Origin of the sequence: Actinomyces culturomici (assembly GCF_900499005.1) — a bacterium.
GTDB lineage: Bacteria > Actinomycetota > Actinomycetes > Actinomycetales > Actinomycetaceae > Pauljensenia > Pauljensenia culturomici.
The window spans coordinates 1,126,747-1,149,901 of sequence record NZ_LS991316.1 but is presented as its reverse complement, the minus strand read 5'-3'; the positions used below and the strand labels follow the sequence as shown (position 1 = coordinate 1,149,901).

The following is a 23,155-nucleotide window of genomic DNA, read 5'->3' as shown; positions in this document are numbered from 1 at the left end:
ATCGAAAACCCCGACCCGCAACCGCGCACACACACAGGAGACCCGCACCATGACGACCTTCCCCGCCGCCACGATCCTCGGCTACCCCCGCATCGGGAGGAACCGCGAACTGAAGAAGGCGCTCGAAGCCCACTGGGCCGGGCGCATGAGCGCCGAGGAGCTCCTCGCGGCCGAGGCCGGACTGCGGCGCGCGAACCTCGCCCGCCTCGTCGATCTGGGCCTGCCCGCCGACGACGCGTCCCTCCCGGAGAACTCCTCCCTCTACGACCAGGTCCTCGACGCGACGACGCTGCTCGGGGCGGTCCCGGCGCGCTTCGCGGGAAGGACCGGGCTCGACCTCCACTTCGCGCTCGCCCGCGGCGACCAGGGCGCCGCGCCCGAGGAGATGACGAAGTGGTTCGACACGAACTACCACTACCTCGTCCCCGAGATCGGCCCGGACACCCCGATCTCCTACGCCTCCGACCGCTACGTCGAGCGCTTCGGCGAAGCCAAGGAGTGGGGCTACCTCACCCGCCCGGTCATCGTCGGACCGGTCACCTACCTCGCCCTCGCGAAGGCGGACGACGACGCGGCCGCCGGTTACGACCCGCTCGACCGCCTCCCCGAGGTCGTCGCCGTCTACGCCGAGCTCCTCGCCCGGCTCGGGGAAGCGGGGGCGACCTGGGTCCAGTTCGACGAACCCGCCCTCGTGTCCGACAACCTCTCGCGCACGAGGGCGCAGCTCGCCGCCCTCGCCGGATCTGCGTACGGGGAGCTCTCGGGCATCGCGGGCCGCCCTCGGATCCTCGTCACCACGCCCTACGGGAACGGGCTCGCATCGCTCGCCGCGCTCGCGGCCTCCGGCATCGACGCCGTCCACCTCGACGCGGGGCGGGGCGCCCTGCCCGAGCCCGGCTCGATCGACCTCAGCGCCGTCGACCTCGTCGTCGGCGCGATCGACGGCCGCTCGATCTGGCGCGCCGACCTCGCGGCGGCGGTCGAGCTCCTCGAGCGGTCGCAGGCCCTCGGCGCCCGCAGCGTGACCGTCGCGACGACGAATTCGCTCCAGCACGTCCCCCACGACACCGCCCTCGAGACCTGGGACGACCCGGAACTCGACGCCAACCTCCACGCCTGGCTCGCCTTCGCCGACCAGAAGGTCGGCGAGGTCGTCGCGCTCGCGAAGGGACTCGTCGCGGGATTCGACGCAATCGCCCCCGAGATCGAGGAGTCGCGCCGCGTCCTCGCCGATCGGGCCGCCGCCCCCGGAGTCGTCCGCCCCGAGGTGCGCGAACGGATCGCCGCGCTCACCGAAGCGGACCGAGCCCGCGCCCCCTACGCCGAGCGCGCCGCCGCCCAGGACGCGCGCCTGAATCTCCCGTCGCTCCCGACGACGACGATCGGCTCCTTCCCGCAGACCGCCGACATCCGCAAGGCCCGTGCCGCCCATGCGAAGGGCGCCCTCACGGACGCCGACTACCGCGCCCGCATCGAGCGCGAGGTCGCCGACGTCATCGCCCTTCAGGAGAAACTCGGGCTCGACGTCCTCGTCCACGGCGAGGCCGAGCGCAACGACATGGTCCAGTACTTCGCCGAGCTTCTCGACGGATTCGCCGCCCCGCGCAACGGGTGGGTCCAGTCCTCCGGGTCCCGCTGCCCCCGCCCCTCGATCCTCTGGGGCGACGTCGCCCGCCCGAAGGCGATGACCGTCGACTGGGCCGCCTTCGCGCAGTCGCTCACCGACAAGCCGGTCAAGGGCATGCTCACCGGTCCCGTGACGATCATCGCCTGGTCGTTCCCGCGCAACGACCTGCCCCTCGGCGAGGTCGCCGACCAGATCGGCCTCGCGCTGCGCGACGAGGTCGAGGACCTCGAGGCCGCGGGCATCGCGATCATCCAGGTCGACGAGCCCGCCCTCCGCGAGCTCCTCCCGCTCGACGCCGACCGCCACGCTGACTACCTGCGCTGGTCCGTCGACTCGTTCCACGTCGCGACCGCCGGCGTCCGCCCCGACACGCAGATCCACACGCACCTCTGCTATTCCGAGTTCGGGCAGATCATCGACGCGATCGCCGCCCTCGATGCGGACGTCACCTCGATCGAGGCCGCCCGGTCGCGCATGGAGGTCCTCCCCGAGCTCGCCGCCGCAGGCTTCGACCACGGGATCGGCCCGGGCGTGTGGGACATCCACTCGCCGCGCGTCCCCTCGGTCGAGGAGATCGCCTCCCTCATCGAGGCGGCCCTCGCCGCGATCCCTGCGAATCGCCTGTGGATCAACCCCGACTGCGGCCTCAAGACTCGCGGCTACGACGAGACGATCGCGTCCCTCGCCCACCTCGTCGAGGCGACGATTCAGGCGCGCGCCGCCCTCTGATCGGACGCGAGGGGAGGGGCTCGGCTCGGCCGGGCCCCTCCCCGTTTCGTGTCACACTCGCGTTCCACGGTCTCGGAATGCGGTCATCGTCTGGCGCCGATGCGCGCCGACCTGCATACTCGTGGCCATGATGACCTTCGCCCGCGAGATGCGCCGCCCGATGTGCGGCTCCATGCGCGCGCGAATGTGTATGTGATCAACGCCTTCGACCCCTGTTGATCACTGCCGCTATGAACTAAAGCCCCCCGGGACGGGTGCGGGCCGCGCGGCACCGAAGAATCGGATACAGCATCATGACGCTCGTCAACACCCCCGCCACGTCCGCCGCCGTCGACCTCGACGCCGCCCCGCAGACCAGCTACGACGAATTCCTCTCCATCCTCGCGAACCTGCGCCTCGCCCCCGCGCACGTCGACTTCGACGTCGACCGCGGCACGCTCGACATCCACGGCGACCGCGTGCGCCTCTGCGCGAAGGAACTCGACCTGCTCTCGCACCTCGCCCGCAACGCCGACCGCGCGGTCTCGCGCGACGAGCTCTTCTCCACCGTCTGGCAGGGGAGCGGCCTCGGCTCCGACTCCCGCACCGTCGACGCTCACATCCGCCGACTCCGCAAGAAGCTCGAGGGCGCCCCGGACCTCATCTCGACCGTGCGCGGCGAGGGCTACCGCTTCAACTCGGCCCCCGGCGTCCGCGTCCAGGTCGCCCGCGTTCACACGCTCGCCGCCTGATCCGCTCGCGCTCCGCCCTCGTCTGCAACGACGACAGGGGATCGACGAGGGCGGAGCGCGTCGCCCGCCGGGCCTAGATCACGAGCCGGAAGAACTCCGAATCCGCCGCGAGCTCCTCGACGTGGAGAGGAGAGTCGGCCATGCGGCGGCGCAGACCCTCGATGTCCTCCTTCGCCGCGATGTCGATCCCGACGAGCGCCGGGCCGGACTCCCGGTTGTTCTTCTTCGTGTACTCGAAGTGGACGATGTCGTCGGTCGGGCCGAGGACGTCGGAGAGGAACATCCGCAGGGCGCCGGGCTGCTGGGGGAAGGTGACGACGAAGTAGTGGCGCAGGCCCTCGTGGCGCAGCGAGCGCTCCATGACCTCCGCGTAGCGGGTGAGGTCGTTGTTGCCGCCCGAGACGAGCGCGACGATCGCGCCGTCGGGCCGACCGAGGAGCGCTTCGCGCTGCGCGGGCGTGCGCAGCTGCTCGTGGATGGCCGCCGACGCGAGGGCGCCGGCGGGCTCGGCGATGACGCCGTCGGACTGGTAGAGCTCGAGCATCTCCGTGCACACCGCGCCCTCGGGGACGACGAGGACGTCGTCGACGCACGCCATGATCGTTTCGAAGGCGAGGGAGCCCGCGCGGCCGACGGCGGTGCCGTCGACGAAGGGATCGACCCTCTCGAGGTCGACGGGACGCCCCGCGTCGAGGGCGGCGCGCATCGAGGCCGCGCCCTCGGGCTCGACGCCGATGATCCGGATCCCGGGGCGCGTCGCGTGGAGCCACGTCGCGACTCCGGCGAGGAGGCCGCCGCCGCCGACGGGGACGAGGACCGCGGCCGTGTCGTCGGGCATCTGCTCGACGAGCTCGACCGCGATCGTCCCCTGGCCCGCGATCGTCATCGCGTCGTCGTAGGGGTGGACGTAGGTGCGGCCGGTCGCCCTCGCCGCCTCCTGGGCGAGCGCATTCGCCTTGTCGAAGGTCCCGTCGACGATCACCTGCTCGACGAGGTCCCCGCCGATCGCCGCGATCCGATTCCGCTTCTGACGCGGCGTGTTCGAGGGGAGGTAGATCGTCCCGTGGACGCCGAGGTGCGCGCACGCGTAGGCGACGCCCTGAGCGTGATTGCCCGCCGAGGCGCAGACGACGCCGCGCTCGCGCTCGCCCGCCGTCAGGGCCGACATCCGCGCGTAGGCACCGCGCACCTTGAAGGACCGGCACTTCTGCGAGTCCTCCCGCTTGAGGAGGACCTCGACGCCGCACTCGTCCGAAAGCCGCTCGGATCGGGCGAGGGGAGTGCGCCGCACGACGCCGCGCAGGGCGCGCGCGGCCTCCTCGATGTCCGCCGTCGTCGCCGTCGGCCTCATGCCCGCCTGCTCGTCCATGGCATCCTCCCACACCCGTTTCCCGATATCGCTCGCAGTGTAGTGCGGCGCCGATCACGTCCGCGCGGGCCCCTCGGCGAGCGGCCGTAGACTGGGCGGGTGACTGCGAAAATCAAGGATCCGCTCGTCTGGATCGACTGCGAAATGACCGGACTCGACGTCGCGAACGACGCCCTCATCGAGGTGGCCGTCGTCATCACCGACGCCGACCTGCGCATCGTCGACAAGGGGATCGACGTTCTCATCGCCCCGCCCCAGGCGGCCCTCGACCACATGAACGACTTCGTCCGCGACATGCACACCTCGTCCGGGCTCCTCGACGACCTCGCGGAGGGTCTCACCCTCGAGGAGGCCACCGACCAGGTCCTCGCCTACATCAAGAAGTTCGTCCCCGAGCAGGGCAAGGCGATCCTCGCCGGCAACTCCGTCGGCACCGACAAGATGTTCCTCGAGGCGTACATGCCCTCGGTCATCGAGCACCTCCACTACCGGATCGTCGACGTCTCCTCGATCAAGGAGCTCGCGAAGCGCTGGTACCGCCGCGCCTTCGAGGGCGCCCCGGTCAAGCACGGCGGCCATCGCGCCCTCGCCGACATCCTCGAGTCGATCCAGGAGCTCGAGTACTACCGTCGCGTCCTCTTCCCGGCCGAGCCGGTGACGAAGGCGCAGGCCGACAAGGCGCTCAAGGAGGCGCTCGCGCTCAAGATCCCGGCGATCGGCGAGGACGCCTGAGTCCATCCTTCCTCCTCATCGGGGCGGCGGCCGTCGGGTCGCCGCCCCGATGCGCGTCCACAGGCGCGCGCCTCGTCCTCTTCGATCCACAGGCGGGCGGGGCGGGCCTCGCGCGCGGCGCGGGAACGGGCGAGCCTGTCGTCGCCGGCGCAGGGCCGGCCCCGATCAAGGAGGACGCATGAGCGACACGACGATCACCCTGAGAGGCCGCGTCGGCACCGATCTCAAGGTGGCGAAGACGCAGACCGGCCAGGTGACGACACGATTCCGACTGGCGGTGACGAACTGGTTCGCCTCCGCCGAGGGGGTCCTCACCCAGGGGAGGACCACCTGGTACACCATTCGCGCCTGGGACAAGCTCGCGGAGAACGCCTTCCACTCGATTGCCAAGGGCGACCCGATCATCGTCGTCGGCCGCCCCACGGCGAGCGCGTGGATCGCGGAGACCGGCGAGCCTCGCTCCGAACTCGTCATCACGGCGCAGACCGTCGGCCACGACCTCGCCAACGGTCGCACCGTCTTCTCGAAGACGCCGAGGCCCGTGTTCGCCGCCCCCGCCTCGGAACCCGCGAACAGTCCCGCTTCCGTTCCTCCGATCGACGAGGACGGGGCGCGGGCGTCGGACTCGAGGGCCGATGAGGCGGACGGCGGGATCGACGAGCTCGACGCGGAGCTCGCGGAACTCGGGGCCGACGCGGTGGGCGAGGAGACGGCGGCCGAGTCGGACACGGAGGATCGCTCCGACGAGGACTTCGATTCCGACGACTCCTCATCAACGGGAGCGCGAACCGGACGGGTCTTCGCCTACTGACCGTGGTCGAGCGTCGACGTGCGGGGAGGCGGCTCATCTCCTCCGTTCTCCCCGCGCGCCGACCCGGCCTCGTCGATCCCGACGACGGGGAAGGAAGAAGGCGGGCGGACGGCCCCCCCTCCGCGGCGGCGACGTGGCCGTGCCCACGCCGGGGGAGGGGCTCCGGGCGGGGCGAACGCGCGGGGCGTGGCCTAGCATGGGAGGGACCTCGGCGGCGACGCCGCCCACCCACCACCACTTCGGATGGAGAACAGTGGCTGAGTACATCTACCAGATGATCAAGGCTCGCAAGGCGCACGGGGACAAGGTGATCCTCGACGACGTCAGCATGTCCTTCTTCCCGGGCGCGAAGATCGGCATGGTCGGTCCGAACGGCGCCGGCAAGTCCTCGATCCTCAAAATCATGGCCGGGCTCGACGAACCGAGCAACGGCGAGGCCCGCCTGACCCCCGGGTACACCGTCGGCATTCTCGAGCAGGAGCCGAAGCTCGACGATACGAAGACCGTCATCGAGAACGTTCGCATGGGCGCCGGCGACATCTTCGCGAAGCTCGCCCGCTTCAACGAGATTTCCGAGGAGATGGGCAACCCGGACGCCGACTTCGATTCCCTCATGGAGGAGATGGGCAAGCTCCAGGACGCCCTCGACGCCGCGAACGCCTGGGACATCGACTCCCAGCTCGAACAGGCGATGGACGCGCTGCGCTGCCCGCCCGCCGACCAGCCCGTGTCCGTCCTCTCCGGCGGCGAGCGACGCCGCGTCGCTCTCTGCCGACTCCTCATCGAGGCGCCGGACCTGCTCCTCCTCGACGAGCCGACGAACCACCTCGACGCCGAGTCCGTCCTCTGGCTCGAGAAGCACCTCTCGAGCTACGCGGGCGCCGTCATCGCCGTCACCCACGACCGCTACTTCCTCGACCATGTCGCCGGATGGATCGCCGAAGTCGACCGCGGCCACCTCTACCCCTACGAGGGCAACTACTCGACCTACCTCGAGACCAAGGAGAAGCGCCTCCAGGTCCAGGGGCAGAAGGACGCGAAGCTCGCGAAGCGTCTCAAGGAGGAGCTCGAGTGGGTCCGCTCGAACCCCAAGGGCCGTCAGGCGAAGTCGAAGGCCCGACTCGAGCGCTACGAGGAGATGGCCGCCGAGGCCGAGCGCACCCGGAAGCTCGACTTCGAGGAGATCCAGATCCCGCCGGGGCCGAGGCTCGGCTCGATCGTCATCGAGGCGAAGAACCTCAAGAAGGGCTTCGGCGACCGCACGCTCATCGACGGCCTCTCGTTCTCCTTGCCGCGCAACGGCATCGTCGGCGTCATCGGCCCGAACGGCGTCGGCAAGACGACGCTCTTCAAGACGATCGTCGGCCTCGAACCGCTCGACGGCGGCGAGCTCACGATCGGCGAGACCGTGAAGATCTCCTACGTCGACCAGAACCGCGCCGGCATCGACCCGGACAAGACGCTGTGGCAGGTCGTCTCCGACGGACTCGACTACATCCAGGTCGGCAACGTCGAGATGCCCTCGCGCGCCTACGTGTCCGCCTTCGGCTTCAAGGGCCCCGACCAGCAGAAGCCGGCGGGCGTCCTCTCGGGCGGCGAGCGGAACCGACTCAACCTCGCGCTCACGCTTAAGCAGGGCGGCAACCTCCTGCTCCTCGACGAGCCGACGAACGACCTTGACGTCGAGACCCTCGGGTCGCTGGAGAACGCGCTCCTCCAGTTCCCCGGCTGCGCCGTCGTCGTCACCCACGATCGCTGGTTCCTCGACCGCGTCGCCACCCACATCCTCGCGTGGGAGGGCACGGAGGAGGATCCGGCCCAGTGGTACTGGTTCGAGGGGAACTTCGAGTCCTACGAGAAGAACAAGATCGAGCGCCTCGGCCAGGACGCGGCGACCCCGCACCGAGTCACCCACAGGAAGCTCACGCGCGACTGAGCTGAGACGCCGACCCGCTTGCGGGTCGAGCGCGAGGCGATGGAGACGCGCCGCAGGCGGAGCCGAACACGCGCGACTGAGCTGAGACGCCGACCCGCTTGCGGGTCGAGCGCGAGGCGATGGAGACGCGCCGCAGGCGGAGCCGAACACGCGCGACTGAGCTGAGACGCCGACCCGCTTGCGGGTCGAGCGCGAGGCGATGGAGACGCGCCGCAGGCGGAGCCGAACACGCGCGACTGAGCTGAGACGCCGACCCGTTCACGGGGCGATCATGCAGCGGTGGGGCCGCGACTCTTCGGAGTCGCGGCCCCACCTTTGGCTGTGGAGTTGTGCGCCCATCCGGGAAGCGGTCTGTTGGCGGTTTCAGACGCATTGCCGGCGGTGTGCGCCCGATTCTGCCGTGTGCGCCCGAAAATGCTGGGGTTGGGAGCGGTTTCGGGCGCGTTGCCGGCGGTGTGCGCCCGTTTCCGGCGTGTGCGCCCGAAAATGCTGGGGTTGGGAGCGGTTTCGGGCGCGTTGCCGGCGGTGTGCGCCCGATTCCGGCGTGTGCGCCCGAAAATGCTGGGGTTGGGAGCGGTTTCGGGCGCGTTGCCGGCGGTGTGTGCCCGTTTCCGGCGTGTGCGCCCGAAAATGCTGGGGTTGGGAGCGGTTTCGGGCGCACGACTCCCCGCGTCAGGCGGAGCCGATGCGGGGCTTCCCGGTCGCGGGGTCGACGCCGAAGCCCCAGCGGCCAGAACCCTGGTGGCCCTCGCCGGGGATGCGGAGCATGCCCTGCTGCTCGGCCTCGGCGACGAGGACGCCGTCGCGCGTGAAGACTCGGTTCCTCGCGAGGGTCCGGCCGTTGTTGACGTTCGTGCACTCACCGTCGAAGAGGAGCCATTCGTTGACGTCGACGTCCCGGTGGAACCACATCGCGTGATCGAGGGAGGCGGCCGACATGCCCGGTGTCATCCACGACAGTCCGAGGACGCGCATCGCGGGTTCGAACATCACCTGGTCGATGACGTAGGCGAGGAGTGCCCGGTGGAGGTGCTGGCTCGCGCCGGCCGGGATCGCGGCGCGCGGGCGCATCCACAGCTGCTGGCGGTTCGACCGTGATTCGTCGGCCTTCGTGTAGAGCGACTGCTGGACGTGCCGGACGTCGAAGGCCGTCGTCTTCCCGAGGAATCTGCCGACGGGGTGGTCCATCGCGCGGAAGATCTCGAGGGCGCTCGCCAGGTCCTCCGGGGCCGGGACCTCGGGCGGCTCGGTCGTGAAGACGAGCCCGTCCTCGGGACCCTCGTAGGACGCCTGGAGGGCGAGGATCTCCTGGTCGTCCTGGCGGCAGACGACGCGACGCGAGGAGAAGGAGCGGCCGTCGCGGAGCCTGCGGACCTCGAGTTCGAAGGGGAGCGAGGGATCTCCACCGCGCATGAAGTACGTGTGGAAGGAGTGGGGGAGGCGCTCGGGGGCGACGGTCGCGGCGGCGGCGAGGAGCGATTGGGCGATGACCTGGCCGCCGTAGACGCGCCGGACCTGGGGGAGTGAATACCCCGTGAAGAGGTCGTTCCCGGACTCCTCGAGGGCGAGGATCCGCAGGACCGACGCGACGGGCTCGGTCGAGATGAGGGGCACGTCCACGGGTTTCGTCATGCCCCCATTCTTCACCCTCATCGACGAGGACGCCGCGCCCGGGCCGATGGGGCGCATTGCCCACCAGGGCCCCGCGAACTATGATGTGACCCGGGTCGCAGCCCCATGAGGGGGCGCGAACGGCAGAAGGTGTTTCATGGATTCGGCGCGCGCGCTCATCGCCGCCCTCGGCGGCGCGGAGAACATCCTCGATATCGAGCCCTGCTCGCTGAGGATCCGCGTCGAGGTCGCGAGCCAGCACGAGGTCGACGAGGCGGCGCTGCGGATCCCCGGCGTGCTCGCGGTCGTCCGCTCGGGCGCCGTCGTCCAGATCGTCGCCGGCCAGGTGTCCGACTCCATCGCGGAGGAGATGCGCGAGATCCTCGCCGCGCGCTGACGCGGGTGCGATTCTCGCGACGATTCGGCCGCGAGCGGCTCGAACGGCCCTAAGGGCGGGCGCGGACGCCTAGACTGGCTTACACGCAAAGCACATCGAAGGAGCTGGATTCGTGGACTCGACCTCCCCCGCATCGTCCGATATCGACGCCCTGAGGACCCTCGCCGATCGCAACGGGGTCTCGACGTTCTTCTGGGACTGGTACGGGCAGCGCAGGGATGTGAGCGCGGAGTCGCTCCTCGCGGTCCTCCACTCCCTCGGCGCCGGGGTCGACGTCGATGCGACCGTCGAGGACGTTCACCGGGCGCTCGAGGAGACGGAGAACCGGGCGTGGCGGCGGACCCTGCCGGCGACGATCGTCGCCCGCGAGGGCGCGCGGCGCGATTTCCCCGTTCACGTGCCCGACGGGACCTGGGTTCGCGTGACCTGGATCCTCGAGGACGGGACGACGGGGGAGTGCGCGCAGCTCGACCGCTGGTGCCCGCCGCGCGTCGTCGACGGCGCTCCGATCGGGCGCGCGACCTTCGAGGTCCCCGACTACCTGCCGACGGGCTGGCACCGGATCATCGCGACGCTCGAGGGCGGCCAGGTCCACTCGACGACGCTCCTCGTCGCCCCGAATCGGATCTCGGGCGGCGTCCTCGCCGATGGGAAGCGGCGCTGGGGCGTTGCCGCCCAGCTCTACTCGACGCGCTCGGCGAAGTCGTGGGGGCTCGGCGACGCCGAGGACCTCGCGGATCTGGCGGCGGTGTGCGCCGACCGGGGCGCCGACTTCCTCCTCATCAACCCGATCCACGCGTCCTCGCCGATCGCGCCGATCGAGAACTCCCCGTATCTGCCGGTCTCGCGCCGGTGGATCAACCCGATCTACGTGCGCCCCGAGGCGATCCGCGAGTACAACGGCGCCTCGGCCGAGTCGGTGAAGGCGATCGAGGAGCTGCGCCTCGCCGCGAACGCCGTCGACTCCCCGGACGCCCTCGTCGATCGCGACCGCACGTGGGAGGCGAAGCGCAAGGCCCTCGAACTGATCTTCGCCGTGCCGCGGACCTACCACCGCGAGTCGGCGTTCCGGCACTTCATCGCCGAGGGCGGCCAGGACCTCCGCGATTTCGCACTGTGGTGCGCCCTCGTCGAGGCGAACGAGTCCGACGAGCTGCCCGACGAGATCTCCTCGTCGACGGCCTCCTCCGCCGAGCGGGCCCGGCTGGAACTCGCCGATCGGGTGGAGTTCTGGCAGTGGTGCCAGTGGATCGCCTCCGAGCAGATGCGCAGCGCCCAGCAGGTCACCCGGAGCGTCGGCATGGGGATCGGCGTCATGGCCGACCTTGCGGTTGGCGTCCACTCGAAGGCCTCTGAGACCTGGTCGCACCGCGACCTCTTCGCCGCCGGGATGACCGTCGGCGCCCCGCCGGACATGTACTCCCAGCAGGGCCAGGACTGGTCGGAGCCGCCGTGGTCGCCGCGCGCGCTCGCCGAGGCCGGCTACGCGCCGATCCGCGACATGGTCCGCGCGTCCCTCGCGAACGCGGGCGCGATCCGCATCGACCATATCCTCGGGCTGTTCCGCCTGTGGTGGATCCCGGCGGGCCGCGGCGCGGGCGAGGGCACGTACGTCTACTACGACCACGAGGCGATGGTCGGCGCGGTGCTCCTCGAGGCCCAGCGCGCGGGCGCGGTCGTCATCGGCGAGGATCTCGGCACCGTCGAGCCCTGGGTCCGCGACTACCTGCGCGAGCGCGGGATCCTCGGGACGTCGATCCTCTGGTTTGAGAAGGACGAGGGCGGGTGGCCGCTCCACCCGAGCGCTTACCGGCGCGAGTGCCTCGCCGCCGTCAACACCCATGATCTGCCGCCGACCGCGGGATATCTCGCGGGCATCCAGACGACGCTGCGCGACGAACTCGGCCTCCTCGTCGAGGACGTCGAGTCGGTCCGCGCGAAGGATCGTCTCGAACTCGAGCAGGTGACCGCGCGTCTGCGCGAGTACGGGCTCGTCGAGGCGGCGACGCCGACTGAGCGCGAACTCGTCGAGGCCCTCCACGCCTACGTCGCGAAGGCGCCGTCCCAACTCGTCGTCGCGTCGCTCGTCGACGCGGTCGGGGACCGCCGCCCGCAGAACCTTCCGGGAACGAACAAGCAGTACCCGAACTGGCGGGTGCCGCTGTGCGACGGCGACGGGGTCGAGGTCCTCATCGACTCCCTTCCCGCGAACGAGCGCCTGAACTCGCTCTTCGCGGTGATGACGGGGGCGATGCGGGGCTAGAGGACCCGGGCGATCGGATCGCCCGCCTCGACGTCCGCGCCGGTCTCGACGAGCAGCTCGATGCGCGCGTTCGGGTCGAGCGCGACGACGGGGACGACGGTCGACAGGCCCGCGGTTCTCGCGGGTTCGAGATCCCAAGCGACGAGGGTGTCCCCCGTCGCGACCTCGCCCCCGACTTCGGCGAAGACCGTGAAGCCCCGTCCCTTGAGGTCGACGGTGTCGATGCCGAGATGGACGAGGACGGGCGGGCCGTCCGTCGGCTTCACGATGAACGCGTGCGGATGGAGGGACGAGAGGACCCCGTCCACGGGCACGAGGGCGTCGACCGATTCGGCCTCGTCGGGAAGGACAAGGCCGAATCCCGGTCCGACGATCGCCTCGGCGAAGACGGGGTCGGGGACGTCGGCGAGGTCGATCACGCTGCCCGCGAGCGGCGCGTGAACGACGAATGTCACCGGAGCGCCTCGATGGCCTCGACGATCGCCTCGGTCTCCGGGCCCATGACGACCTGGATCGCGTTGCCGACGGCGACGACGCCGAAGGCGCCCGCCTCGCGCAGCGCGGCCTCGTCGATGGCCTCGTCGTCCTTGACCTCGGCGCGGATGCGGGTGATGCAGGCCTCGAGGGCCGAGATGTTGTCCCAGCCGCCGAGCGCCTGAAGAATGGTTTCCGCCTGGCTCATCGCTTCCTCCTCGAGACGACGAAATAGGATACGCGTCACATTCAAGGATAGCGCTCCCGAAGCGTTCGCCGTCGTCATCGGCGAAATCCGGACGCAGTGAGCCGCATCGAGGCGGCTCACCGCGGTACGAGGGGGAGCGCCCGCCGACTCGTTCACGCCCTCGCAACACGCCCGCCGATAGCGTCGCGGCATGACACTCGTCGCAGACCGACCGCTTCCCGCCGCCACTTCCTCGCGCACGGCCCCGCCCTCGTCGATCGACGAGGGCGCGCCGACTCCGACGAGCTCCCGTACGGGCTTCTTCGATCGCCTGCGCGCCTGGGGGCGCCCGCCGCGCATCCTCGGGCTCGACCTCGCCCGCGGGATCGCCGTCATCGGGATGATCGCCGCGCACACCGCCATCACCGCCGAGTTCGTCTCCCCGACGAGCCCGTCGACGTGGTCCGCGATCGTCCACGGGCGCTCGGCGCTCCTCTTCGCGCTGCTCGCCGGCGTCTCCGTCTCCCTCATGACGGGCCGGACGCGCCTGCCGGACGTCGATCGGGTGCCGTCGCTTCGCCTCAAGCTCATCGGTCGCGGCGTCGCGATCTTCCTCATCGGAGTCGCGCTCGAACTCCTCGGGACGGGCGTGGCCGTCGTCCTCACCCTCTACGGCGCGCTCTACCTCATCGCCCTCCCGTTCCTGCGGGCGACGAAGCGGACCCTCCTCGCATGGGCCGCGGGGTCGCCCTCGTGGCGCCCGCGCTCACGGCCGCGATCCAGGTGATCGGCCGCTACCCCTACGGGCCGGGATGGTCCGTCCTCAACCAGGCCGCCTATCCGCTCGGCGCCTGGGTCGCTCTCCTTCTCGCCGGCATGGCGATCGGCCGCTGCGATCTCGCGCGGCGCGCCGTGGCCGTCAAGATCCTCGTCTCGGGCGCGGTCCTCTCCGCGATCGGCTACGGCGTCGGGGCTCTCGGCGCCCGCTTCGCCGCTCCGATGCTCGCGGCGAGCGAGGAGGGCTTCCCGAACGGCGGACCCGAGATTCCGCCGATCGCGTGGGGCTCGCTGCCCGGACGGCTGCTCGCGGCGCTCGTCGACACGACTCCTCACGTCGGCTCGACCGCGGAGATCCTCGGCTCGGGCGGATTCGCGGCGCTCGTCATCGGCGCGTGCCTTCTCATCGCCGGGCCCCTGCGGCCCGTCATACTCCCCGTGGCCGCGCTCGGGGCGATGCCGCTCACCGTCTACTCGCTCCACGTCGTCGCCTACTGGGCGATCGCCGGGTACGGCGGGCGCATCGAGTCGAACGCGGTCTTCTGGGGGATGACCATCGCGGCGCTCGTCGGCTCGACGCTCTGGTCGGTGCTCCTCGGTCGCGGTCCCCTCGAACGCGCGCCCCTCGCCCTCGGCAAGGCGATGATGCGGACGCCGCAGCCGCGCGTCTGAGCGCGGGCGTCGCTCTCCCTCTCCGCCCGTCCGCGGTCCTCAGAACCTCGGGCGGGCGAGCGCTATGCGAGGCCGGGGAGATGCCGGCGCGGATCACGGTGGGTGTCGAGCCTCCCGGCAGGGGTGAAGGCCATGAGGACGGCGGCGAGGAGCGCCCCGAGGATGAAGACGTAGAGCGCCGGAGCAACCCCGATCCATTCGGCGACGAGGCCGCAGGCGAGCGAGCCGATGGGCATCATCCCCCAGACGGCGAAGCGGAAGGTCGCGTTGAGGCGCCCGAGCAGGTGGGGCGGGCAGATCCGCTGGCGCAGGCTCATCTGCGTGACGTTGTAGATCGTGAGGAAGAACGAGTTGACGAGCGTCACCGCGATGATGAGCGGCACCGCGAAGCGGCCGGCGTGGACGGAGGCGGGCAGGCCGAGCCACGCGGCGACGCCGAGGAAGTCGCAGACGACGATCGAGCGCCCCTCGCCGAGACGACGGACGATCCGAGGACGGACGATCGCGCCGGCGACGCCGCCGATCGCGCCGACGGAGAGGAGCATTCCGAGGGCGGTCGCGCTCATCCCGAGCTCGCGGAGGACGAGGACGGGGAAGAGGACGAATTCGCCCTGGCTGAAGAACGCCGCCATCGAGATGCACGCGAAGAGCGGGGCGAGCAGCGGCTCGGACCGGACGTAGTCGACGCCCTCGCGAATCTGGGTGAGCAGGCCGGCGCCGCCGGAGACGTCGGGGCGCGGCTCGGGTTCGCGGATCCTCCAGATGGCGACCGCGCTGAAGAGGTACGTCGCCGCCGTGAAGAGGTACGTCGCAGGCGCGGCGACGACGCCGAGCAGCCAACCGCCCAGGCCCGGCCCGCCGACTCGGGCGATCTGGAAGGTCGCCTCGAGCCGTCCGTTCGCGTCGGCGACGAGGCCGCGACCGACGAGGGCGGGGACGTAGGACTGATAGGCGACGTCGAAGAAGACGGTCGCGAAGCCGAGGATCGCGGCGACGATCATGAGGTGGAGGAGCGTGAGGACGCCCATCCAGTAGGCGATCGGCACGGTCGCGAGGGCGACCACCCGGACGAGGTCGGCGGTGATCATCGTCGGCCGCTTGAGCCAGCGGTCGACCCAGGCGCCCGCGGGCAGGCCGACGAGGAGGAACGCGAGGGTCTGGAGGGCGCCGAGGACGCCGAGCTCGTGATTAGACGCGTGGAGGAGGGTGATCGCGATCGTCGAGGTGGCGAGCGTCGCCACCTGGAACCCGAACTGGCTCGCCGTCTGCCCGGCCCACAGCTGCATGAAGGCCGGCGAGGACGTGAGCGGTGATCGGGAGCGCACCCGGGCAGTCTAGGCCCTCGGCCTCTCGACCCTGCCGACCGCCCGGGTCGCGGGAGCCTCGGGGGTGCCCGCAGGGCGGAGCGGCCCTCAGTCGGAGAGGCCGAGGCGCGCGAAGGCCGCGGCGAGTCCGCCCTCCTCGAAGCGCCCGGTGACGAAGTCGGCCGCCGCAGCGAGCTCGGGCGCGCAGCCGCCCATCGCGATGGACGTGCCCGCCGCCTCGAGAGCGGGGAGGTCGTTCATCGAGTCGCCGAAAGCGATCGTGTCCTCGAGCGGCGCGCCGAGGCGCTCCGCGATGAGTCGGACTCCCGTCCCCTTCGAGATGTCCGTCGGCGTCACCTCGACGACGACGGTGCTGCCCGCGGGAACGGATCCGGGCGTGACGTCGAGGTCGCCGGGGATCGCCCGGCGGATCGCGTCGTAGGTCGTTCGCTCGGATGGCAGGTAGGCGGTGCACTTCGCGGAGCGCTCCGGGAGGCCGTCCTTGAGGTAGGGGCCGATCGACCGGGCGTAGGGCTCCCAGTCGTTGGGGGCGAGGCCCGCCATCTCGAGGAAGTAGTCCATGAAGCCGGGGGAGGGGTTCATCTCGTCGGGGCTCTGCCAGATCCACATGCCCCCGACCTCGAGCCACACGTCGGTGACGGCGCGGATCGTGTCGGCGCCGACTCTGCGGTCGATGAGGACCTCGTCGCCGAGGAGGACGTAGCCGCCGGCGCCCGTGACGGCCCCGGCGAATCCGAGGTCCCAGAGGAAGGGGTAGATCTCCGGCTTCGAGCGCCCGGTGCACATGACGAGGACGTGGCCGCGCTCGCGCGCGGACGCGAGGGCCCGAAGGGATGACTCCGGCACTCTCTGGTCGTGCCCGACGATCGTCCCATCGAGGTCGAGGAAGAGGACTTTGCGATCAGACATGTCGGCGCTCCGCGTGCAGTCGGGCGACGGCGAGCGCGATCCGGTTGACGGGGACGTCGATCCCCGCAGCCTCGGCGCGCTCCACGAGGTCGCCGTTGAGGAATTCGAGTTCGCTCTCCCGCCCCTCGCGCAGGTCGCGCTGGAGGGAGGTCGTCGAGGAGGGGGCGAGGCGCTCGAGTTGGGCGAAATCGGCGTCGAGATCGGCGTCCGCCAGGCGCACACCGTGGGCGGCGGCGACTGCGCGAACCTCCTCGAGAGATTCGCGCACGAGGGCGCGCGTGCCCGCCGACGTCATGACCTCCCCGGTTGTCGCGTTCGCGAGGATATTGACGCCGCCCATCGTGCAGATGAGCGCGAATTTCACCCAGAGGAGGTGCGCGACGTCCTCGTCGAGCACGCAGCGGACGGCGGGGGAGTCGAAGAGCGCCGCGGCGGCCTCCATGCGAGGATCGCGTCCCTTCGCGCCCAGCGGATGCGAGCCGAGGACGAGGCGGGGGCGCGAGCCGACCTGACGGACGACGCCCGGCCCCTCGACGTAGGCGACGATGAAGGTGACGCCGGGCACGACGCGTTCGGCGCCGAAGAGCGCGGCCGCCCGGTCGGGAGCGACGACGCCGTTCTCGAGGGTGACGACGAGGGTACCGGGGCCGACGAGCGGACGCGCGGCCTCGAGCGCCGCATCGAGCGCCCCGAGCTTCACGGTGATGAGGACGAGGTCGCAGACGCCGACCCCCTCGCCGTCGATCGAGACGGAAGCGGGGCGGTACGCCCTCTCTCCCTCGTCCGTCTGCAGGACGAGGCCGTCGCGGGCGATGGCCGTGACGTGCCGATCGGTCGAGAGGAGATGGACCTCGGCGCCCGCGTCGATGAGCGCGCACGCGTGATAGCCGCCGACCCCTCCCGAGCCGATGATCGCGATCTTCATGCTCCGATCGTCCCACGCCGCCCCGGGTCGCGCGCAATCGAGTCGACGACCCGGACGCGGAGGCGCCGTCCGACCTGCGAACGAATTGTCACAGGATGATAACGAACGTGCAGATCGCGTCGCGGAAATGACAGATCATGCAGAGCGGGAGGCGGGCTCCGGGCCGCGCTCAATGGCCTCGAACCATCACCCGAGGGTTCCGGCCCGGGGGGTGAACCACAACACTGATGATGAGGATGATGGGGGGCGGCCGCAGGCGGCCGAGGAGGCGCGGGTTCAGTCGCGCCGAGCGCGATCCGACGCGGCCGCTCCACCGTCCGAGGGGGCGGTCGAGCGGCCGCGCGGATCACGGCACTCGTGGACTCGAGTCACTCCGTCTTCTCGGAGATCTTGCCGTCCTGGTCGATCTCCCAGGTCTTCTGGGACTCCTTGGCGACGGCCCCGATGATGAACTTCGGGCCGGACTCGATCTTCACGATCGACGTCGTGAGCTTCTCGGTGGCCTCGGAGTAGGCGTACGGGACGACGAGCATGCCGTACTTCTCCGTCGGCTTCTTCACATCGGAGGCGAGGTAGATCTGCGTGAGATCGGGGTTGTCCTTGAGCGTGTCGAGGATCGTCTGGCGGGCGGCCTCGAGGTCGGCCTTGGTCTCGGCGTCCTCGCCCTGGGAGGCCGACGCCGAGGAGCTCTGGGAAGAGCCGGCGGCCGAGTCGGAGCCGGAACAGGCGGCGAGCCCGGCGCCCGCGGAGACCGCGAGGGCGACGGCGAGGCCGATCCTCAGGAGGGAGTTCTTCATTTTCTGTGTCCTTTCGAGTGCCGGTCCTGCGGACCTGGGGATGGGGAATGGAGAGCGGGGCGGGCGCGCACAGCGAGCCCGCCCCGCAGGCTCGAAGAGCCGTTCGATCAGTCGGTGATGACCGATCCGTCGAGGTGGAGACCGAAGCCGTAGTCGTAGGCGTTACCCATCGAATCGGTGTACGGGGTGAGGTCCTTGGGGACGTCCTCCTTGTTGGCCTCGACCGTGTCCATGTCCTTCGTGAACTGCATCGGCAGGCGACCGTTCGACTCGTGCATGCCAAGGGCGATCTTGACGAGAGCCTCATCGGCGGTGCCGAAGCCGACGACGATCGCGTCGGACTGGGCCTCGAACTCCGAGGTGACGAAGGGGTTCGCCGCGCGGACGATCGGATCCGCGTCGAGAACGCGGAGTAATCCGACCGGTAGACAGGGCGGGCGTCCTCCCCCTTGCGGGGGAGGGCGCCCGCCGACAATTTAGACGTTCAAAGCGACAGATCATGCGGGTTCGCTCGTCGAACGGGTGCTGACGCGCTTGGATGAATGCAGCGGCCCGGTGGTGCCGCCGGCGCTGCGACGCGCACGGCGCCCCCGGACACGGCGATGACGCACAGAAGGGAACGACGACGTGGCCTCCATCAACGCTCACGACCTCACGTTGCTCGAAGCGGCCTCACTGCTCTCCGGCTCTTCGGAGTGGGACTCGCGGCCGCTCCCGGCTCGCGGCATCCCGTCCTTCGTGATGTCCGACGGCCCGCACGGCGTCCGCCGCCAGCTCGGCTCGGGCGACCACCTCGGCATCGCCGCCGCGGAGCCCGCCACCTGCTTCCCGACCGCCGCGACCGTCGCGAACTCCTGGGACCCCGCGCTCGCCGAGGAGATGGGCGCCGCTCTCGGCCAGGAGGCCCGCGCCCTCGGCGTCGACGTGCTCCTCGGCCCCGGCCTCAACATCAAGCGCTCGCCCCTGTGCGGCCGCAACTTCGAGTACTACTCGGAGGATCCGATCCTCGCGGGCCGCATGGCCGCCGGCCTCGTCCGCGGCATCCAGTCCCAGGGCGTCTCCGCGTGCCCCAAGCACTTCGCCGTCAATTCCCAGGAGCTGCGCCGCATGGCGTCCGATTCGATCGTCGACGAGCGGACGATGCGCGAGATCTACCTCACCGCCTTCGAGATCGTCGTCCGCGAGGCGAAGCCCCGCACGATCATGTCGTCCTACAACCTCGTCAACGGCACCTACGCCCACGAGAACCGCCACCTCCTCACCGAGATCCTCCGCGAGGAGTGGGGCTTCGAGGGAATGGTCGTCTCCGACTGGGGCGGCTCCAACGAGTCGGCGGCCGCGGCCGCCGCCGGCGGAACCCTCGAGATGCCCGCACCCGGCCTCGACTCCGCCCGCCGGATCGTCGCCGCGGTCGAGGCCGGCGAGATCTCCGCCGAGGACGTCTACGCCCGCGCTCAGGAGGTCTGCGACATGGCCGCGGCCGCCCTCTCGAACGGGGATCGCCCCGCCCTCGAGAAGGAGGCCCACGGCGCCCTTGCGCGCAGGGTCGCCGAGGAGGCGATCGTCCTGCTGCGCAATGAGGACGCGATCCTCCCGCTCGCGCCCGGCACCCGCGTCGCGATCATCGGCGACATGGCGAAGACCCCGCGCTACCAGGGCTCCGGCTCCTCCCAGGTCAACCCGACCTTCCTCGAGACGACGCTCGGCGTCGTCGGCGACTTCCCCCTCGAGGTCGTGGGCTACGCGCAGGGCTACGACCGTCTGGGCGCCCCGAACGAGACGCTGAAGGCCGAGGCGGTCGAGCTCGCCAAGACCGCCGACGTCGTCCTCGCCTACATCGGCCTCGACGAGCTCTCCGAGTCCGAGGGCCTCGACCGCGCGCATATGCGACTGCCTCGCGTGCAGATCGAGCTCCTCGACGCCCTCGCCGCCGCCGACTCCCGAATCGTCGTCGTCCTCTCGGCCGGCTCCTCGGTCGAGACCTCCTGGGCCAGGCGCACCGCCGCGATCATCCACCAGTCCCTCTCCGGTCAAGCGGGCGCCTCCGCCGCTCTCGGGGTCCTCACGGGCCGCGTCAACCCCTCCGGACGTCTGAGCGAGACCTACCCCGTCCGCTATGAGGACGTCCCCTCGTCCGCCTGGTACCCGGCCACCGGACCTCTGTCCCTCTACCGCGAGGGACCCTTCATCGGCTACCGCTACACGACGACGACCGGCACCGCGGTCTCTTACCCGTTCGGCTTCGGCCTCTCGTACTCGACCTTCTCGTACTCCGATCTCGACGTCGACGCCGAGGGCGCGCACGTCACCGTGACGAACACGTCCGACGTCGACGGCGCCGAGGTCGTTCAGATGTACGTCGAGTCCCCCGGAGCCGTCTGGGGCCCGATCCGCGAGCTCAAGGGCTTCGCCAAGGTTCACCTCGCGGCCGGCGAATCCGCGCGCGTCACGATTCCCTTCGACCCCTACACCTTCCGCCACTTCGACGCGGCCGCGAACGCGTGGTCGACCGAGAAGGGGGAGTGGACGATCCGCATCGGGCGCAACGCCGAGGACATGGTGCTCGACGCCGCCTACGAGGTCGCCGGCGCCGCGCCCTCGCCGAATCCCGAAGGACTCGGCCACTACCTCACGGGCGAGGTCGGAGCGGCCACCGACGAGGAGTTCTCCGCTCTCCTCGGACGCCCGGTGCCCGTCGCCTCTCGTCCCTCGCGGCTCGTCGCCTCCGATCCCCTCTCCGCGATGGACGGAGCGAAGTCGCGCCTCGCGCGCTTCGCGGCGAAGACCCTCCTCAAGAAGAAGGCGAAGGCGGACGCCACCGGACAGCCCGACCTCAACATCCTCTTCATCATCAATATGCCCTTCCGGGCGATGGGGAAGATGAGCCACGGCATCGTCTCGACCGACATGGTCGACGGCATCGTCGACCTCGTCAACGGCCACCCCTTCAAGGGCCTTGGCCGCACGATCGGCGGCTACTTCTCCAACCGCCGGTCGAACAAGGAGACCCAGCGGACCCTCGACTCGGCCGGCCGCTGACAGACATCCCCGATACACGCATCCGCATCACGATTCGAAAGCGACACTCATGAACGCGATCACCGCCTGGTGGAAGAAGTTCTCCGAGGAGCACGAGACGAGCTCTCAGTTCATCGTCTTCTTCATCCTCTCGAACGGCGTCACCGTCCTCCAGCTCGTCCTCATGCCCGTCTTCAAGTGGATCTTCGGGAAGACCTCGCTCGTCGACACCGCGTTCCAGTTCCTCCCGGTCGGTAAGACCGGCGGGCAGACCGTGTTCCTCTTCGATTACGCCGCGGGCGCGATCCAGCAGGGCGGAGGCGGCGGCCTCGCCTACTTCCTCGCCGTCGAGATCACGCTCCTCATCGCACAGGTCATCAACTTCTTCGCCCAGCGCAACATCACCTTCAAGTCGAACTCCTCGGTGTGGCGCGCCGCCTTCTGGTACTTCATCGCCTACGTCGTCATCACGGTCGTCGCGGCCGCTCTCCAGGTCCTCTACAAGGATCCGATCTACGACTTCTTCACCTCGTCGATGGGATCGGCGGGGGAGACGATCGCCGACGTCATCACGATGATCATCAACTCGGCGATCTCCTTCTGGGTCTTCTTCCCGATCTTCAAGGTGATCTTCAAGCAGGTTCCCGAGGAGGCTCCGGCGGCGGTCTGATCGGGATGCGAGAGCGGGGCGGTTCGGTTTTCACCGAACCGCCCCGTATCCTTGTGAGGACCGGCACCGCGCAGTCGCGGGTCGACCGAGCCGGAACGCCGAGTCGGGATCAAGAGGAAGAAATGTCCGCGCAGCAACCGCTCCTGTCCGTCATCGTCCCCGCCTACAACTCGGAGGCCTACCTCGATCGGGCGCTCGCCACCCTCGTCGACTACGACGACGAGGTCGAGGTCCTCATCGTCGACGACGGCTCGAAGGACGTAACGGGCGCTCTGGCCGACGAGTGGGCCACGAAGCACCCCGACGTCGTGCGCGCGATCCATCAGGAGAACAAGGGCCACGGCGGCGCCGTCAACGCCGGCCTCGCAGCCGCGACCGGCACGCACGTGCGCGTCGTCGACTCGGACGACTGGCTCGATCGCGGCGCCCTTCACCACGTCCTCGACCTTCTGCGCGACGAGCGCGCGGCCGGGCGCGAACTCGACCTCGTCGTGACGAACTACGTCTACGAGAAGCAGGGGAAGGCCCACAAGACCGTCGTCCGCTATCGCAACGTCCTGCCCCAGGGGCGGACGATCGGGTGGGACGAGGTCCGTCCCTGCCGCTACGACCAGTACCTCATGATGCACGCGCTGACGATGCGCACGGCCCTCGTCCGCGAGTCCGGCCTCGTCCTTCCCGAGCACACGTTCTACGTCGACTACCTGTACTCGCACACGCCGCTGCCGCTCATCCGGTCGATTCGCTACCTCGACGTCGATCTCTACCGCTACTTCATCGGGCGCGACGACCAGTCGGTGAACGAGAAGGTGATGATCTCCCGACTCGACCAGCTCATGCGCGTCAATCGCGAGATGGTCGCGGCCATGCCGGAGCGCGGGACCGTGCCGGAGAATCTCTACCGGTACATGGTCCACTACCTGCGGATCAACTGCGTCGTCTGCACGATCATGGCCCAGCTGTCGGGCGACCCCGAGCATCTCGCGATGAAGGACCGGATGTGGGCCGACCTCGAGGCGAATGATCCGGCGGCGGCCGCCGCCGTCGAGTCCGACCTGCTCGGGCGCCTCATTCGGATTCGTTCGCGCCGCGTCCTCACCGCCGGTTACGCGATCGCCCGCGCGGTCATGGGATTCAACTGAGCCGGGCGCGCCGATCCTCCGCCCAGCCCGCCGACGCGGCGGCGGGGCCGGGC

At 70.2% G+C, this 23,155-nt stretch carries 21 protein-coding genes; 12 read left to right on the top strand and 9 right to left on the bottom strand.

Annotation, left to right across the window (positions count from 1 at the left end; all coding sequences use genetic code 11):
• Positions 1–49: 49 nt before the first annotated feature.
• Both metE and DY157_RS05015 read left to right on the top strand, forming a co-directional pair.
• Positions 50–2,356 carry a 5-methyltetrahydropteroyltriglutamate--homocysteine S-methyltransferase gene (gene metE, locus DY157_RS05020; protein WP_115727506.1) on the top strand — a complete coding sequence of 769 codons (2,307 nt, stop codon included), beginning with the start codon at positions 50–52 and terminating at the stop codon, positions 2,354–2,356.
• 293 nt (positions 2,357–2,649) lie between these two features.
• Complete coding sequence (locus DY157_RS05015) at positions 2,650–3,087, top strand: winged helix-turn-helix domain-containing protein (RefSeq protein WP_115727505.1); 438 nt, start codon at positions 2,650–2,652, stop codon at positions 3,085–3,087.
• A 73-nt stretch (positions 3,088–3,160) separates the two neighbouring features.
• Here DY157_RS05015 and ilvA read toward each other — a convergent pair whose 3' ends face one another.
• A complete protein-coding gene (gene ilvA, locus DY157_RS05010; protein WP_235827072.1) occupies positions 3,161–4,456 on the bottom strand; it encodes a threonine ammonia-lyase IlvA in 1,296 nt (431 codons plus the stop codon).
• Between the two features lie 99 nt (positions 4,457–4,555).
• Here ilvA and orn point away from each other — a divergent pair, with 99 nt between their 5' ends.
• The 3 genes from orn (at position 4,556) to ettA (ending at position 7,935) form a co-directional block, all read left to right on the top strand.
• Complete coding sequence (gene orn / locus DY157_RS05005; protein WP_268876490.1) at positions 4,556–5,188, top strand: oligoribonuclease; 633 nt, start codon at positions 4,556–4,558, stop codon at positions 5,186–5,188.
• A gap of 178 nt (positions 5,189–5,366) precedes the next feature.
• The gene (locus DY157_RS05000) at positions 5,367–5,999 is read left to right on the top strand and encodes a single-stranded DNA-binding protein (RefSeq protein ID WP_160159454.1); all 633 of its coding nucleotides are present in this window, start codon (positions 5,367–5,369) and stop codon (positions 5,997–5,999) included.
• Between the two features lie 253 nt (positions 6,000–6,252).
• On the top strand, positions 6,253–7,935 hold the full coding sequence (ettA, locus tag DY157_RS04995) for an energy-dependent translational throttle protein EttA (protein WP_115727502.1): 1,683 nt from the start codon (positions 6,253–6,255) through the stop codon (positions 7,933–7,935).
• Between the two features lie 672 nt (positions 7,936–8,607).
• Here ettA and DY157_RS04990 read toward each other — a convergent pair.
• Positions 8,608–9,567, bottom strand: coding sequence for an acyl-CoA thioesterase (locus DY157_RS04990; protein WP_115727501.1), 960 nt, complete (start codon positions 9,565–9,567; stop codon positions 8,608–8,610).
• Positions 9,568–9,703: 136 nt separating this feature from the next.
• Here DY157_RS04990 and DY157_RS04985 point away from each other — a divergent pair, with 136 nt between their 5' ends.
• Together DY157_RS04985 and malQ are read left to right on the top strand one after the other, a co-directional pair.
• Complete coding sequence (locus DY157_RS04985) at positions 9,704–9,943, top strand: PTS transporter subunit EIIB (protein WP_115727500.1); 240 nt, start codon at positions 9,704–9,706, stop codon at positions 9,941–9,943.
• A gap of 112 nt (positions 9,944–10,055) precedes the next feature.
• Positions 10,056–12,206: a 4-alpha-glucanotransferase gene (gene malQ, locus DY157_RS04980; protein ID WP_115727499.1), complete on the top strand. Its 2,151-nt coding sequence runs from the start codon at positions 10,056–10,058 to the stop codon at positions 12,204–12,206.
• Here malQ and DY157_RS04975 read toward each other — a convergent pair.
• The gene (locus DY157_RS04975) at positions 12,203–12,661 is read right to left on the bottom strand and encodes a PTS sugar transporter subunit IIA (protein ID WP_115727498.1); all 459 of its coding nucleotides are present in this window, start codon (positions 12,659–12,661) and stop codon (positions 12,203–12,205) included. The two genes, malQ and DY157_RS04975, sit on opposite strands and share 4 nt — an antisense overlap.
• Entirely contained in the window at positions 12,658–12,888 is a 231-nt protein-coding gene (locus DY157_RS04970) for a glucose PTS transporter subunit EIIB (RefSeq protein ID WP_115727497.1), read from the bottom strand. Before DY157_RS04970 ends, DY157_RS04975 begins: the two co-directional genes overlap by 4 nt.
• Positions 12,889–13,078: 190 nt before the next feature.
• Between DY157_RS04970 and DY157_RS04965 the strand changes: the two genes are divergently transcribed.
• Positions 13,079–13,654 carry a heparan-alpha-glucosaminide N-acetyltransferase domain-containing protein gene (locus DY157_RS04965; RefSeq protein WP_115727496.1) on the top strand — a complete coding sequence of 192 codons (576 nt, stop codon included), beginning with the start codon at positions 13,079–13,081 and terminating at the stop codon, positions 13,652–13,654.
• Positions 13,600–14,316, top strand: a complete 717-nt coding sequence (locus DY157_RS04960) for a hypothetical protein (protein WP_115727495.1) — start codon at positions 13,600–13,602, stop codon at positions 14,314–14,316. Before DY157_RS04965 ends, DY157_RS04960 begins: the two co-directional genes overlap by 55 nt.
• Before the next feature lie 62 nt (positions 14,317–14,378).
• On the opposite strand, the gene DY157_RS04955 is transcribed toward DY157_RS04960, so the two are convergent.
• The 5 genes from DY157_RS04955 to DY157_RS11345 form a co-directional block, all read right to left on the bottom strand.
• A complete protein-coding gene (locus tag DY157_RS04955; RefSeq protein WP_268876489.1) occupies positions 14,379–15,641 on the bottom strand; it encodes an MFS transporter in 1,263 nt (420 codons plus the stop codon).
• A gap of 87 nt (positions 15,642–15,728) precedes the next feature.
• Complete coding sequence (locus DY157_RS04950) at positions 15,729–16,550, bottom strand: HAD-IIB family hydrolase (protein WP_115727494.1); 822 nt, start codon at positions 16,548–16,550, stop codon at positions 15,729–15,731.
• Positions 16,543–17,475 (bottom strand): ketopantoate reductase family protein, encoded by a 933-nt coding sequence (locus tag DY157_RS04945; protein WP_115727493.1) that lies wholly within the window; start codon positions 17,473–17,475, stop codon positions 16,543–16,545. The genes DY157_RS04950 and DY157_RS04945 overlap by 8 nt, the downstream gene beginning before the upstream one ends.
• A gap of 368 nt (positions 17,476–17,843) precedes the next feature.
• Positions 17,844–18,272, bottom strand: a complete 429-nt coding sequence (locus DY157_RS04940; protein ID WP_115727492.1) for a hypothetical protein — start codon at positions 18,270–18,272, stop codon at positions 17,844–17,846.
• Between the two features lie 107 nt (positions 18,273–18,379).
• Positions 18,380–18,550, bottom strand: a complete 171-nt coding sequence (locus tag DY157_RS11345; protein ID WP_160159453.1) for a hypothetical protein — start codon at positions 18,548–18,550, stop codon at positions 18,380–18,382.
• A gap of 349 nt (positions 18,551–18,899) precedes the next feature.
• Between DY157_RS11345 and DY157_RS04935 the strand changes: the two genes are divergently transcribed.
• The 3 genes from DY157_RS04935 (at position 18,900) to DY157_RS04925 (ending at position 23,102) form a co-directional block, all read left to right on the top strand.
• Positions 18,900–21,311, top strand: coding sequence for a glycoside hydrolase family 3 C-terminal domain-containing protein (locus DY157_RS04935; RefSeq protein WP_218938048.1), 2,412 nt, complete (start codon positions 18,900–18,902; stop codon positions 21,309–21,311).
• A 49-nt stretch (positions 21,312–21,360) separates the two neighbouring features.
• Entirely contained in the window at positions 21,361–21,960 is a 600-nt protein-coding gene (locus tag DY157_RS04930) for a hypothetical protein (protein ID WP_115727491.1), read from the top strand.
• Positions 21,961–22,082: 122 nt separating this feature from the next.
• Entirely contained in the window at positions 22,083–23,102 is a 1,020-nt protein-coding gene (locus DY157_RS04925) for a glycosyltransferase family 2 protein (protein WP_115727490.1), read from the top strand.
• The last annotated feature ends 53 nt before the right edge of the window (positions 23,103–23,155 follow it).